We start from the raw sequence: 14,586 nt of genomic DNA on the forward strand, positions 1-14,586 counted from the left end.
ACTCGCAAACAACTCTCGAACACGACAGGTCCCGAAGAGAATTCATCTTTTCAGCACAGAATACGAATATACTGCACAATCAGTACGTTCCTCTGCAGCGTCGCCATGCGTCCGCTTCCGGCGCCGTGAGAACCCGCACGACCCCCCTTTCCGCGACTTCGTTTGGAGCTCAACATGCGCGTCGGTATCCCCACCGAGATCAAGAACAACGAGAACCGCGTGGCCATCACGCAGGCCGGCGTCCACGAGCTGGCGCGTCGCGGCCACGACGTGCTCGTCCAGGCCGGTGCCGGTCTCGGCTCCGCCATCACCGACGCCGAGTACGTCGCCGCGGGTGCGACCATCGTCGACGACGCCGCCGATGTCTGGGCGCAGGCCGACATGATCCTCAAGGTCAAGGAGCCCATCGCGGCCGAGTACGACAAGATGCGCAAGGATCAGGTGCTCTTCACCTACCTGCACCTCGCCGCCTCGCGCGAGTGCACCGACGCGGTCGTCGCCTCGGGCACCACCGCCATCGCCTACGAGACCGTGCAGCTCCCCAACCGCGCACTGCCGCTCCTCGCTCCGATGTCCGAGGTCGCGGGCCGCCTGTCCGCGCAGGTCGGCGCCTACAGCCTCATGAAGGCCAACGGCGGCCGCGGTGTGCTGCTCGGCGGCGTCACCGCGACCCGTCGCGGCAAGGTCGTCGTCATCGGCGGCGGCGCGGCCGGCGAGCAGGCCGCGCGCATCGCGTTCGGCATGGGCGCCGAGGTCACCATCATCGACATCGCGATCCCCCGCCTGAAGCAGCTGGAGGACGAGTTCGACGGCCGGATCCAGACCCGCACCTCGAACGCGCACAACATCACCGAGGCGCTCAAGGACGCCGACCTCGTGATCGGCTCCGTGCTGATCCCGGGCGAGAAGGCTCCGAAACTCGTGACCGACGCGATGGTCGCGCAGATGAAGCCGGGCTCGGTGCTCGTCGACATCGCGATCGACCAGGGCGGCTGCTTCGAGAACTCGCGCCCCACCACGCACGACGATCCCACCTTCCAGGTGCACAACTCGATCTACTACTGCGTGGCCAACATGCCCGGCGCGGTCCCCGAGACCTCGACCGCGGCGCTCACCAACGCCACCCTCCCCTATGTCGTCGCACTCGCCGACAAGGGCTGGGTCAAGGCACTGAATGACGATCCGTCGCTCGCCAAGGGCCTGAACGCCCACCAGGGCGTCATCACCAATCACGGCGTCGCCGTCGCGTTCCCGGAGCGCGCGTCGTCCACCGTCGAGGACGTGCTGGCCGCTCAGGCGTAATCACCGCCTAGGCTGGATCCCATGGATCTGAAATTCTCATTCGGAGGGGCGTCACCCGACCACGGTCACGGTGACGCCCCTTCGGGCATTCCTCTGCCGTTCTCGGTGGCCCCGGTGTCGACGAGCAGTGTGCTCGAGGTGCAGGTGCGGCTCACCGATGCGGAGGTCATCGCCGAGGCCGTCTCGGGTGACGGGGTGACCTACGGCCGGGCCGAGATCGCGGCCGCGGGTCGGGATCCGCTCGCGCTTGCGCGCGCGGTGCGGTCCGTGACCGCGCGGGTCGTGGCGGAGCTCGACGGGCCGCTCTCCGAGGCGGTGACCGGACTCGTGCTCACACTCGAGGGGCACGAGGTCGCCGTGATCGAGGCGCTCGAGTTCCCGCTGACACCCGTTGAGGCCGGCGAAGACCGTGATCAGAACGCTCGTCCAGCCGTGGCGGTCACCTCGGAGCCGTTCCAGCGCCGCACCGGGATCGCGAGCGGCACGCCGGTGCACGCTGGACGCTAGCCCGCGTTCTGGAACCGGATGATCCGCTCCAACGCCTCGGACACGGCCGGCGCGCCCGCCGCGTAGGACAGCCGCACGGCGCGCTCCCCCGCCACCGGATCGAAATCGACCCCCGGCACGATCGCGACGCCGGCGCCCTCGAGCAGCGCCCGCGCGTACGCGACCGAACTGCCATAGCGCTCGAGTTGCGGCCCGAGCTCGGAGTAGTAGTAGAACGCACCGTCCGAGGGCGCCGCGACACCCCAGTCGAGCTCGGGAGCCGCGGCGAGGATCAACTCGCGCGCGCGACCGAAGTCGGCCACGATCGCATCGCGCTCGGCGTAGCTCTCGGGCGTGAACGCCGTGAGCGCCAGTTCCTGCGCCGGAGCGGGCGGAGACAGCGCGAAGTTCGAGGCGAGGGCCTCGAGCGGTGCCACGAGATCGGGCGGCAGGATCGCCCAGCCGAGCCGCCAGCCGGTCATGCCCCAGTACTTCGAGAACGAGTTGATGACGATCGCCTCGGGGTCGAGCGCGAGCGCCGTGACCCCGCGAGGATCGGGATCCCCGGGCGCCGGGAACGTGATCCCGTGGTAGATCTCGTCGCTGATGACCCGCACGCCGTGGCGACGGCTCCAGTCGGCGAGCGCCGCGAGTTCCGCGCGCTGCAGCATGGTGCCGGTCGGGTTCGCCGGGGAGGCGATCACGAGGCCCGCGAGGGGGCCGTGCTCCGCGACCGCCGCGTCGAGCAGCGCGGGGTGGGCTGGTAGCGCGTCTCGGGGCCGGTCGGGATCTCCACGACCTGCACGCCGAGGGCGGTCAGAATGTTGCGGTACGCGGGGTAGCCCGGGCTCGCGAGCGCGACGCGATCCCCCGGGTCGAACGCCGCGAGGAACACGAGCTGGAACGCGCCGGAGGATCCGGTCGTGATCGCGACGCGGCGCGGATCGACGTCGAGGTGGTACCACTCCCGGTAGTGCCCCGCGATGGCCTCGCGGAGCGGAGCGGTGCCGAGTGGCCCCGTGTAGCCGGCGGGCCGCAGCGTGCCGGGCGCGGGGCGGGCGCTCGGTTCCCCGGCGCAGAGCGAGACGACGTCGTGCCCCTCGGCGCGGCGGCGGGCGATCTCATCGGTGATCCGCATCACCTCGAAGGCGGGGATCCGGGATCGCGCCGACGCCTCGAACGGCGCCCGCCGCTGCGGGGGCGCCGGGAGGGTCCGCGCCGGAGGGGTCTTGAAGGGTCCGCCTGGTTTCACCATGCCTCCACGCTAGCCGGGAATACTGGTTGGTGCCGCCGCGTCTGAAGCTCGGCCGCCCGCGGGTGCCGCCGCGTCGATGTGCCGGAGGAAGATGACGAGCCACACGAAGATGATCCCGGCGGCCACGAGCTCGAACGCGGCGAGGTTGTAGTACTGGACGGGCCAGAACAGCACCGCGGACACGGCGATGGTGATCAGGGCGATGTCGGAGAAGAGCAGGAACGTGCGGGTGAAGCCGTCGAGCAGCCAGCGGAGCCCGATGAGGAGCGCACCGAACACGACGGCCATGCCCGTCGCGAAGGTGTTGTGCATAATCAGGCTGACGTTCACCGGCACGATGCCCACACCTGCGAGGCACACCCCGATGATCACGAACGCCCACCCGACGAGGCCGACGTTGCGCGTGCGACTGGGCGGCGCGCTGGCGGCCCACGCCCGGAGCGTCGGGGCGACGAGGGTGGCCAGGGAGGCGAGCAGGAGCCCGCCCACGATGAGGGTCGCGTTGAACACCGTGCCGCTCAGCCCGCTGCCGACACCGAGCTCGCTGAAGTGCAGCTTCCACCACTCCGCGTCCGCGGTGGTCAGCATCGCGACCACGATCCCGCCGGTCGTGAAGATCGCGAAGAGCGTGGAAAGCCGCGTCGCTCTCACGTCGCCCGCGGAGAGGGTTGCCGCGTATGCGGCCGCGGCGCTCAGGAGGGTCACGATGACGGTGCTCGTGAAGACGTCGACCTCGAGCCCGACGAATCCGCGCACGAGCACCGCGATCGTGACGCCGACGAACAGGAGCGCGATGCCGCCGTGCACGAGGGCGATGGCGAGCACGTTGACGACCCGCTGCACGCGCACCGCACCCCGGGACCAGCCGGGGATCGCCGGGAGGGGGAAGCGGGTGTGCTCGACGGCGGCCGCGAGCGTCGCCGCGATCGCGGAGAGCCCGAGGCCCAGGCTTCCCGGCGACACCGGACCCCAGATCGGCACGGCGCCGCGGAACACGATGAGCCCGACGACCGCCGCGACGACCGCGGCGACGAGCGCTGCCGTCATCGCGCGGACCTCGCGCGCCGACGCGGGGGTGTCGCTGCGGCTCTCGGCGCCGGGATACAGGAGGGCGAACAGACCATCGACGGCGCGGTGCAGCCGCGAGCGCTGGGGTGACATGGCTTCAGTGTAGGGTTTCGCGAACCATCTTCAGTCAGACTCCTCGGACCATGTCGCCGCGCTCCGCCAGTCGCAGGAACCCGGAGAGCGCGTCGAGGCCCTCCGCGGTGCCCGGGAGCCCGTCGCCCAGGCGACTCGACGACACGAGATGCGCGGACCACTGCGCGCGACTGATCGCGACGTTCAGCCGGTTACGCATGAGCAGGAACTCGAGGCCGCGGGGCACGTCCTCCGCGCTCGACGCCGCCAGGCTCACGATCGCGATCACGGCCTCCTGCCCCTGGAACTTGTCGACGGTGCCGACGCGGACGCGGCCGAATCCTGCCTCCGCCAGGGCCGCGGAGACGCACTCGACCTGCGCGTTGTACGGCGCCACCACGATGATGTCGTCCTCGCCGAGCGGTCGAGGCTCCGCGCCGGGTTCGGTGAGCTGCGCTCTGAGCCAGGACCGCACGAGTCGCACGACCTCGGCCGCCTCCTCGGGTGAGCTCGTCGCGTTGCCGCGGTGCTCGACCGGGTGCCACTGCAGGCCGGCCGGGCCCGCACCGATGACGACGCGCTCCGCGGCGCTCGGGTGCGCGCGGAGGCGCCCCTCGTACGCGAGCTCCGACACGACGTCGGCGAGTTCCGGGCGCATCCGCCGCGTCTCGGCGAGGAAGTAGCCGAGCGTGTCGGGCATGGTCTCGTGATCGCCGAGCAGCCAGCCGAGGGCCGAGGTGTCGACCGGTTCCGGGTGGGCGCCCTGGGAGACCTGCGGCAGCTGCTGGGGATCGCCGAGCAGCAGGAGACGCTCCGCCGCGAGCGTCGCCGCGATCGTGGGCGCGAGTGAGAACTGCCCCGCTTCGTCCACCACGAGCAGGTCAAGGCTCCGGCGCGCGAACCGGGTCGGGTTGCTGAAGTCCCAGGCGGTGCCGCCGATCACGGCGCCACGCCGGCGACCGCGATGTTCCTCCCCGAAGCGGGACTGCCCATTGCGCGGCAGCGAGGTGTAGGGCGGTTCCGGCTCACCCGGATCCAGCGCCCCGCCCTGGGGCACCTTGCCGACCTGAGCGGGATCGAGCCCAGCGGAGACGACACCCGCGAGCACGTTCTCGACCACGCGGTGCGACTGCGCCACCACGCCGATCACCCAGCCCCGCTCCTCGACGAGCCGCCGGATCACGTGCGCGGCGAGATAGGTCTTGCCGGTGCCCGGCGGCCCCTGCACCGCCAGAGTGCTCCGGTCGAGCCGGAGCAGCGTGGCCGCGACCGCGTCGACGGTGCTCGTGGGGTCGGTGTTGGCTGAGGCACTGGCACTCGCACTGGCACTGGCACTCGCACTCGCCGTGAACGAAGCGTCGCCCACGAGACGCGGCGGGATCCGCCGCATCAGGTCCACGACCGGGTCGTGCGGGAAGCCGCCGCGGTCGAGCGCGTCGGCGAGCGCCGCGCCCCACTCCTCGATCGCCGTCTTCTGCGCCCCCGCCGGCGGCGGCGGTCCGGGCACGATCGCGATGGGAAGGGCCTCGAAGGGAGTGCCGCCGTTCGCGAGCGGCTCCTCGACGAGCACGCTCTCGGGGCTCGTCGCATCGCCGGCGCTCCCGTCGCGCGCGAGGATCTTCACCCGCCGGGCCGCGCGCGCACCGGGCGCGGCCCCGAACTGCGGAAACGGCGCCGGGAACTCGTACAGCGCGAACGCGTCGCTGCCGGGGCGCAGCGAACTGCCGGGCGCGAGCTCGCCGCGCAGTCGCAGGTGCCGGCGGTCGACCCGCGCGCGCGGCGGGCGGAACCAGGGCTCCGCCACCGCGCTGCGCACCGGATCGACGACCAGGACGTCGCGGGTGTCCGCCCACTCCTCGATGGGGTCGACGAGCCGCGCGAAGTGCGCCCACCAGAACGCCTTCTGCTCGCGCTGGTGGTAGTCGATCGCACTCGCGGCGAGCGCCGCGACGGGACGCCAGGGATGCGCCTCGGGAAGGTCTGCCACGTGCGCCTGCAGGCGCCGAGCGATCGCACTGAGCTCCAGCGGCGGTGCTGCGTCGTCTTCGACGGCACCGCGCGGATGCGGCACCACGCCGTGGGAGCTCGCAAGGCCGCGCAGCCAGTCGCGCAGGCGACGCGTCGAAACGCAGTCGTAGCGGTTGTAGTCGGCGATCGCATCGAGTCGGCGCTCACCCGCCGCACGCTCCTCGGGGTCCGCGGCATCGAGCTGCTCCATCGCCTCCGCGTACTCGGTGACCGACTGCGCCCCGCTCGTGACCCCGTCGGTGTCCCGCAGTTCGTCGCCCATGTACAGCGGTTCGAGCTTCTTGATCGAGTACGACCGCGACCCGACCCGCAGTGCGCGCCGCACGATCGGGTACAGGTCGACGAGCACGTGCTCGCGGAGGAGTTGGTCGACCTCCGCCTCGCCGACGCCGTGACGGGCCGCGATGCTCAGGAGGTGCGAACGCTCGTAGGCGGCGTAGTGGTAGATGCGCATGCCGGGGAACTGCGCGCGCCGGGCCCGCACGAGCTCCAGGAACGCGAGCAGCGCCTCGCGCTCGGCGTCGAGGGTGTGCGCCCAGATCGGGGTGAAGCGATCCTCGGAGTCGACCATGCCGAACAGGTAGTCGATCCCCCACCGCGCGGTCGCGTCGCCGCCCGGCTCCCGGTACATCGGGTCTCCCTCGAAGTCGAAGAAGAGGTCGCCGGCATCGGGGGTCGGGATCGCGGCGAGTGCCGCCGGATCCGCCACCCGCACCGGCGGAACGTCACCCGGCACGGCCGCCACCTGCACCTGCGCCTGGGCGACCAGCCGCTCGAGCACCTGCGCGCTCATGCCCGGCACGGCACGGGAGTCCGCGCCCGACCCCGCCGCGGCGACCGCGTCGATGGTCGTCAGCCCGGCGGCACGCAGCGCGTCTCGCTGCGTCGCGCGGATCCCCGCGATGAGCAGCGGATCCCGCGTGCGCTCGACCTCCGGCGTGCACACCTCGCAGCGCCCGCACGCGCGGATCCCCTCCGCGCCCCAGGCGATCGGCGCGCCGCTTTCGCGGCGCCCGTCGGCCCCCGTCGCCCGCGCACGGTCGAGCAGGATCCGGTGCAACCGGGACCGGCGGGCGCGGAACACCGGGGCGATGTCGGCGATGCGGTGGCGCGATCGTGCCCCGTCCCCCAGGATCAGCGTCGCCTCCGGCGCGACGGGCACGCCGATCCGTTCGAGCTGCTCGGCGTACGCAGCGAGCTGCATGAGCGCGGTGACCCGGGCCTTGCGCGCGAGTTTCGTGTCCTGCACCTCGTACGTCCCATCGGGGGTGCGCTGCAGGAAGTCGGCGAACCCGATGAATCCGATCTCGGGGACGCCCGTCGCGGGATCCGCCGCACGCTGCGATGGATCGAAGAACGTCGCCTGGAACACGACGTCGGCCCCGCTCCCGAGCGCTGCGCGACTCGCCTCGGCGACCACCGCCAGATCCTCCGCGCACATCGAGTCGGGCCGCGGGATCTCGATGACCCCGCCGCGGACCCCTGGCGCGGGGGCGCCGAACGTCTCGCGGTAGTGCTGCAGGGTGCGCTCCTCGTGCGCGTCCCCGAGTCGCGCGGCCCGGGCGAGCATCGGATCATCGTCGGGGGGCACCTCGACGTCGCGCCCCAGTCGGCGATCGACGCGGCGGAGGAACGCGAACTCGCAGGCGCTCGCGGCGGTGAGGTCGCTCGCACTCGTGACGAGTCGGATGCCGTCGGCCTCGTCGGCCGCATCACCCTCACACTGCTGGACGAACACGCTGCTTCCCTTCGCCGAACGACCCCCGGAGCCGGAGTGCCGGGATGCGTCTCACCCTAGGCCGGACCTCCGACACCCGACGCGGCACCGGCCGCCCCGGACCCGATCACAGACGCGCGAGGGTCTCGATGTCCTCGAGGAAGGCGCCCTGCTCCTCGTCCGATACGGTGGCCCGCGTCACGCCGAGCGCCGCGAGATAGTCCGCGGTCGAGAGCTCCGTCGGGGTGTCGTCCAGCTGTCGCACTCCGGCGCGGAGCGCGCGGGCGAGTGCGTCCTGCGAGGCGCGCCGAGCCGCGTATTCGATGTCCGCCGGGGTGAGGCCGGCACTCGCGGCGACGAGCGCCGGGAAGTCGACCGCCTCGGCGATCTCTGCCGGCACGTACCGGTGCCAGATCGCGTTGCGCGCCTCGTCGTCCGGCAGCCCGATCGGCAGGACGTAGTCGAAGCGGCCGTGCCGCAGGAACGCCGCGTCGAGCGCGCGCACGAAGTTCGTGGCGCACACGAGCAGCAGGCCCTCGCGATCCCGGAACTCCGCGACGATCTTCAGCAGTTCGTTCGTCACCCCCTGCGTCGGGGACGGCGGGTCACCGCGGCGCTGCGAGGCGATCTCCTCGACCTCGTCGATGAACACCACCGCGTGCTCGAGCTGATCGATCTGCTCGAAGATCTCGCGCAGCGACGCGGCCATGCTCGTGGTCGCGTCGCCGAGGCGCGACGGGAAGACCTCGACGAACGGCCAGTCGAGCCGGGACGCGACCGCCTTCGCGAAGGTCGTCTTCCCGGTGCCGGGCGGACCGAAGAGCATGACGGCGCGCGGCGGCACCACACCGTAGCGATCCGCCAGGTCCGGCTGCGCGAGCGGGGCGACGAGCCGCTCCTCGAGCAGTTGCTTCTCGTGCCGCATCCCCGCGACCTGACCCCAGAGATGCCGCGGCAGTACCCGGCCGCCGAGATCCTTCAGCACATCGAGCTCGCGACGCTGCACCGGCATCTGCCGCTCGAGGTACCGCAGGCTGTGGCGCATCGAGAACCCGTTCGAGGTGAGCAGGTCGAGCCGGCTGCCCTCGGGCATGAGCACCGAGAGCGTGCTGAGCCCGATCGGCGCCATCTTGCGCTCGAGTGCGTCGAACAGCGCCCCCGACACGTTGGCCGAGCGCGCGTTCTCGGCGATCCCGAAGAACACGACCCAGCCCTGCGCGTGCGCGGCGCGCCCGACGGCCGCCGCGACCACCTCGTCGTCCCGTACCGCCACGACCGCGTGGTCCTCGCGGCAGGAGGCCGTCACCTCGGCGAGGGAGTAGACGGGTCGCTCCGCCGAGGTGCGCGCCTCCCACCACAGCCGCACGACAGCGTCGAGGTCGTCATCGTGGAAGTCCCGGATGTGAATACGTGCCATGCACGCATCATGTCAGATGGTGACGGGGCTGCGCGATCCCGAATCTGCCGAGTCGGCTCAGCGCCGTCCCGAGCCCGGGCCCACCCGGCCGGGGTCACTTGTGCGGGGTTCCGACGACGTATCACTCCCCCAAAGTGACCCCGTCCGTTCGAGACGCCCATCCACATTCACAGCCCGAACATCCTCGCAGTGGGCTAAGCTCGTCCGAGTAGCGCTCTTCTGCGCTACGCGTCGCTTTCACCGCACAGCCCGCTCGAGCATCGAGCCTGGGCGCCGTTCGGCCCGATCCGCGGCGAACGGATGCGCGATCCCGCGCACTCGACATCTTGCAGCGACGCACGGGTGATCACGATCGCGTGATCCCATCCCGATCGAGGCGTGTCCTCGACCGGCGAGCCCGGTGCGCAGCGCTGCTCCAGCAGGAAAGGTCCCCGTGACCGAAGAGACCACATCCACCACACCCTCCTTCTCGGCGCTCGGCGTGCCCGCACCCATCGCGGACGCCCTCGCCAAGAACGGCAAGACCGAACCGTTCCCGATCCAGCGCGACACCCTGCCCGACACGCTCGCCGGCCGCGACGTCCTCGGCCGCGGCCGCACGGGCTCCGGCAAGACGATCGCGTTCGGGATCCCGCTCGTGGCGAACCTCGCCGAGAACGTCGCGCAGAAGCGTCGGCCGAACCGGCCGCGCGCGATCGTGCTCGCGCCGACCCGCGAGCTCGTGACGCAGATCGCCGAGACCGTCAAGATGCTCGCCGACCCCATGGGCGTCAAGGTCACCACGATCTTCGGCGGCGTCTCGCAGCGCCGCCAGGAGGAGGTGCTGGAGCGCGGTGTCGACATCGTCGTCGCCGCCCCCGGCCGCCTCGACGACCTCATGAAGCAGGGCATCGTCGACCTCGGCGCCGTCGAGATCACCGTGCTCGACGAGGCCGACCACATGGCCGACATGGGCTTCCTCCCCGTCGTCACGCGCATCCTCAACAAGACTCCGAAGGCCGGCCAGCGCCTGCTCTTCAGCGCCACGCTCGACAACGGCGTGGACAACGTCGTGAAGCGGTACCTGCACGATCCGATCCTGCACTCGGTCGACTCGGCCGAGTCGCCGGTGCCCCAGCTCACCCACCACGTCTTCGAGGTGTCGGGCAAGGATCAGAAGGACGCGCTCATCGAGGCGCTCGCGAGCGGCGCCGCCCGCCGCATCTTCTTCACCCGTATGAAGCACCAGGCGAAGCGTCTCGCGAAGCAGCTCACCGCCGCGGGCATCCCCGCGGTCGAGCTGCAGGGCAACCTGTCGCAGAACGCGCGCGACCGCAACCTCGCCGAGTTCGTGAGCGGCGAAGCCCGCGTGCTCGTCGCGACCGACGTCGCGGCGCGCGGCGTGCACGTCGACGGAGTCGAGCTCGTCGTCCACATCGACCCCCCGGTCGAGCACAAGGCCTACCTGCACCGTTCGGGCCGCACGGCGCGCGCGGGCAACGAGGGCGACGTCATCACGCTCGTGCTCCCCGAGCAGCGCGGCGAGATGCGTCAGCTGATCCGCGCCGCGAAGATCACGGTGACCCCGCGTCACGTCGATCCGAACGCCGCGAAGATCGATCCCGAGGTGCTCTCGCTCATCGGCGAGGTCGCCCCAAGGGTCGACCCGAAGGAGATCGAGCGGCGTCGGGCCTCGGCGCAGGCCGCGCAGCAGCGCGCCGCCGGGCACGCCCCGCATGGCGAGGGTTCGAGCCAGGGCGCGAACGCGAAGCGCAAGCGGTCGCGCGGCGGCCGCGGCGGGTCCGGTGGCCAGGGCGGCCAAGGCGGCCAGGGCCGGGGTCAGGGTCGGGGCGGCCAGGGCGCGGGATCCGGATCCGGAGCGGGATCCCAGCCGCGTCGCAGCGGCCAGGACGGTCAGGGCGCCGGTCGATCGCAGGGCGGCCAGGGCGGCCAGGGATACCGCGGCGGTGAGTCCGGCGGCCAGCGTCGCTCGGGTCGCCGCGCCCAGGGCGGCGGCACCGTCTACTCGACCAGCAGCTAACACGCGATCCCGAATGCTCCAGATTCCGCACCCACCCCGGTGCGGAATCTGGAGCATTCGCGCGTGTTCACCCCGGATTCATCGGTGAGACCCTCCCTTGAGTGACGATTTCGGTCGTATACTCGTCTGATGGGCATTTATCGGGAGCTGGCACGGAATCCAGGAGTCGTTCGCGTTCTGATCTCGCAGCTGACGGCCCGATTCCCGTTCGGGATGCTCTCGATCATCCTGCTGCTGCACATCCAGCTCGCGTACGGCGACTACACCTCGGCGGGCATCGTGCTCGCCGCCCAGAGCGTCGGTCAGGCCATCTCGGGGCCCGTCTCGAGCCGCCTCATGGGCCGCCTCGGCATGCGCCCGGTGCTCGCCCTGACCTCCCTGCTCTGCGCCGCGCTGCTCGTCGCGATCGCCGTGGCTCATCTGCCGCTCGCGATCACCGCCGGCCTCGCGCTCCTCGTCGGCCTCACGACGCCGCCCGTCACCCCGGCCGTGCGCACGCTGTACCCGAAGCTCGTCCCCGGGAACCAGCTCGCCGGCCTGTTCTCCCTCGACGCCGCGGCACAGGAGCTCATCTGGGTGATGGGGCCCGTGGTCGCGGTCCTCGTCTCCTCGCAGTTCGGCACGGCCGTCGGGCTCTGCGTCGCGGCCGGATTCATGGTGGTCGGCGGCGCCTGGTTCATTCTGAGCCCGTCCGTCGGCTCCGTGAAGATTCCGCGCTCGCAGCGCGGACTCGGCGCGATCCTCCGCCGTCCCACCGTGGTGATCTCCACGGTCGTCGGGTTCTTCTTCGTCGCCTCCTTCGCCGCCATCGAGGCCGGGATCGTCGCCGCGTTCACCCCGGCCGGAGACGGCGCGGGGCACGGCAGCATCGAATCCGGCATCGTGCTCGCGCTCTTCGCGGGCGGCTCGCTCGTGGGCGGCCTCCTCATCGGTCACCGCGCGATGCGCCCGTGGTCGCTGCTCCTGCGCATCCTGATGGTGCTCGCCGGCACCCTGCTCTGCCTCGTGAGCCTGAACATCTGGTGGCTCGGCACCGTGCTCTTCCTCGGCGGCCTCGGCACGGCACCCGCCTTCGCCGCGATCTCGAACATCGTGAGCTCGACCGTGAAGTTCTCGGAGACGGCCGAGGCCTACGGTTGGGTAGGGACCGGTCAGCTCGTCGGGGTCGCGACGGGATCGGCTCTCGCCGGCGTCGCCATCGACGCCGCCGGGGCGCCGGGTGCGATCGTCGTCTCGGCCGCGCTCCTCCTCGTCTGCGCCATCGTAGCGGCAGCCGCGATGCGGTGGCTCCCGGATCTCAAGGGTCGCCACATCGAGCCGCTCCCCGAGACCGGCACCCTCACGATCCCGCTGCCATAACGATCTCGACACACCCGGGGAAGACGCAGGAACCTTCCGGATCCCGCTCGGACTTCGCGCCGTATGGTGTGACTATGCACCGACGACGCTCACTCCTCTCGCTCCTCGCCGCCGCCCTCCTGGTCGTGCCGCTCTCCGCCTGCACCATGGGTTCGGGATCGAGCGGGGTCCCCGACCTCCGCTCATCGGAGGCCGCCGCCGGCTCGACCTCGGGGCCGAGCGTCGCGACGGACGCGGGTGCGGCGGTCACCGAGGACGGCATGGTGGATCCCGGATCCGCGATCGCCGGCACGTCGATCATCCGGAACGGCGACCTGTCCGTCACCGTGGCCGACCCCGAGACGGCGGCCGAGGAGGTCGCGACGATCGCCGAGGGGCTCGGCGGGTACATCGAGTCGCAGTCGGTGTCGGCCGGCGGCGACGGGCTCACGGCGAACGCGAGCCTCGCGGTGCGGGTCCCGGCCGACCAGATCGACGCCGCGTTCGAGGCGCTCGCGAAGGTCGGGGACGTCACCTCGCAGAACCGCTCGAGCACCGACGTCACCACCCAGCACGTCGATCTCAAGGCCCGGGTCGCGGCGCTCGAGGAGTCGGTGCAGCGCCTCACCGAGCTGATGTCGGAGTCCGCCACCACGGGCGAGCTGATCGAGGCCGAGGCCGCGCTGTCGCAGCGCCAGCAGGAGCTCGACGGCCTGACGGCGCAGCTCACCGCCCTCGAGGATCAGGTCGACGAGGCGACCATCTGGGTCTCCCTGTCCACGAAGAACGTCGTCGTCCCCGGCGGACCGACCACGTTCTGGGATGGGCTCCTGGCCGGTCTCGGATCGATCTCGGCCGCCGGCGCCGGGGCGCTCGTGATGCTTGGCATCCTGCTCCCCTGGCTCGTGCTCGGAGGTATCATCGCACTGATCGTCGTGCTCATCGTGCGTCGGGCCCGTCGCCGACGGGCCGCACGCGGATCCCGCAGCCCGGGTGGCGCCGGCCCCACGGCACCCGTGCCCGCGCCGGTGCTCGATCCCGCGCCGCACACCCCCGCTGCCGCAGCGGCTCCGGTTCCGCCGGCCCAGCAGTGGTAACCGCGTGCGCCTCGTCGATCTGACCCATCCGCTCACCACCGGCATGCCGGTGTTCCCGGGCGACCCGACCGTCGCGATCACGCCCGCGCTCGACGTCGCAACAGACGGTGTGGCCGTCGCCCACCTGTCGCTCGGCTCACATTCGGGCACCCACCTCGACGCACCGTCGCACTCGATCGTCGGCGGTCGCACCGTTGATCGGATCCCGCTCGACCGGCTGCAGGGCGACGCCGCGGTGCTGCAGGTGCGCGTGGACGCGGGCCACGCCATCACCGCCGCGGATCTACCGGACCGCCTGCCCGACCGGCTGCCCGCGATCGTGTGCGTCGCCACCGGATGGGATCGGCACTTCGGCGCCGCGGGGTCCGACGTCGATCTGCGGACGCACCCCTTCCTCGACCTCGCGTTCGCGCACGAACTCTGGGATCGCGGGGCGCGCGTGCTCGGCGTCGACGCGCTCAGCCCGGACTCGAGCGATGCCACCGACGAGGCAGCCGACGATACCGCCGCCGACGTCGCACTCCCCGTGCACGAGCTCTGGCTGGGGCGGGACGGGGTGATCGTCGAGAACCTCACGGGCCTCACGGCGCTGCCGCCGCGGGTGCGGATGCTCGTCGCCCCGCTGCCGCTCGCCGGAGTCGATGGATCACCCGTTCGCGCGATGGCGTGGGTTCCGACGGAATCCGCAGATTCTGGCACCTGAATCAGGCGATCACCGCTGAAAATCTCGGTGAATCAACGATATCCGAGCGCTAGCACTGCACAGCGAGGTGTGGGAGACTGGCT

General features: G+C 71.5%; 9 protein-coding genes and 1 pseudogene. 6 read left to right on the forward strand and 4 right to left on the reverse strand.

The features are described from left to right. Positions 1-174 precede the first annotated feature (174 nt). Both ald and MUN76_RS04370 read left to right on the forward strand, forming a co-directional pair. Complete coding sequence (gene ald, locus MUN76_RS04365) at positions 175-1,302, forward strand: alanine dehydrogenase (RefSeq protein ID WP_244687475.1); 1,128 nt, start codon at positions 175-177, stop codon at positions 1,300-1,302. A gap of 21 nt (positions 1,303-1,323) precedes the next feature. Then, complete coding sequence (locus MUN76_RS04370; protein WP_244687476.1) at positions 1,324-1,809, forward strand: hypothetical protein; 486 nt, start codon at positions 1,324-1,326, stop codon at positions 1,807-1,809. Here MUN76_RS04370 and MUN76_RS04375 read toward each other — a convergent pair. The 4 genes and pseudogenes from MUN76_RS04375 to MUN76_RS04390 all read right to left on the reverse strand — a co-directional run bounded on the left by MUN76_RS04375 (position 1,806) and on the right by MUN76_RS04390 (position 9,345). After that, a pseudogene (locus MUN76_RS04375) lies at positions 1,806-3,043 on the reverse strand (pyridoxal phosphate-dependent aminotransferase). The gene MUN76_RS04370 and the pseudogene MUN76_RS04375 sit on opposite strands and share 4 nt — an antisense overlap. Positions 3,044-3,052: 9 nt before the next feature. Further along, complete coding sequence (locus MUN76_RS04380; RefSeq protein ID WP_244687478.1) at positions 3,053-4,204, reverse strand: DUF998 domain-containing protein; 1,152 nt, start codon at positions 4,202-4,204, stop codon at positions 3,053-3,055. Between the two features lie 34 nt (positions 4,205-4,238). Further along, positions 4,239-7,949: a TM0106 family RecB-like putative nuclease gene (locus MUN76_RS04385; protein WP_244687480.1), complete on the reverse strand. Its 3,711-nt coding sequence runs from the start codon at positions 7,947-7,949 to the stop codon at positions 4,239-4,241. A gap of 106 nt (positions 7,950-8,055) precedes the next feature. Next, positions 8,056-9,345: an ATP-binding protein gene (locus MUN76_RS04390; protein ID WP_244687481.1), complete on the reverse strand. Its 1,290-nt coding sequence runs from the start codon at positions 9,343-9,345 to the stop codon at positions 8,056-8,058. 433 nt (positions 9,346-9,778) lie between these two features. Between MUN76_RS04390 and MUN76_RS04395 the strand changes: the two genes are divergently transcribed. The 4 genes from MUN76_RS04395 to MUN76_RS04410 all read left to right on the forward strand — a co-directional run bounded on the left by MUN76_RS04395 (position 9,779) and on the right by MUN76_RS04410 (position 14,503). Next, positions 9,779-11,365, forward strand: coding sequence for a DEAD/DEAH box helicase (locus MUN76_RS04395; protein ID WP_244687483.1), 1,587 nt, complete (start codon positions 9,779-9,781; stop codon positions 11,363-11,365). Between the two features lie 129 nt (positions 11,366-11,494). Next, positions 11,495-12,724 carry an MFS transporter gene (locus tag MUN76_RS04400; RefSeq protein WP_244687485.1) on the forward strand — a complete coding sequence of 410 codons (1,230 nt, stop codon included), beginning with the start codon at positions 11,495-11,497 and terminating at the stop codon, positions 12,722-12,724. A gap of 74 nt (positions 12,725-12,798) precedes the next feature. Continuing rightward, the gene (locus tag MUN76_RS04405; protein WP_244687487.1) at positions 12,799-13,800 is read left to right on the forward strand and encodes a DUF4349 domain-containing protein; all 1,002 of its coding nucleotides are present in this window, start codon (positions 12,799-12,801) and stop codon (positions 13,798-13,800) included. 4 nt (positions 13,801-13,804) lie between these two features. Then, positions 13,805-14,503 (forward strand): cyclase family protein, encoded by a 699-nt coding sequence (locus MUN76_RS04410; protein ID WP_244687489.1) that lies wholly within the window; start codon positions 13,805-13,807, stop codon positions 14,501-14,503. Positions 14,504-14,586: the final 83 nt, after the last annotated feature.

Origin of the sequence: Leucobacter rhizosphaerae (assembly GCF_022919175.1) — a bacterium.
GTDB lineage: Bacteria > Actinomycetota > Actinomycetes > Actinomycetales > Microbacteriaceae > Leucobacter > Leucobacter rhizosphaerae.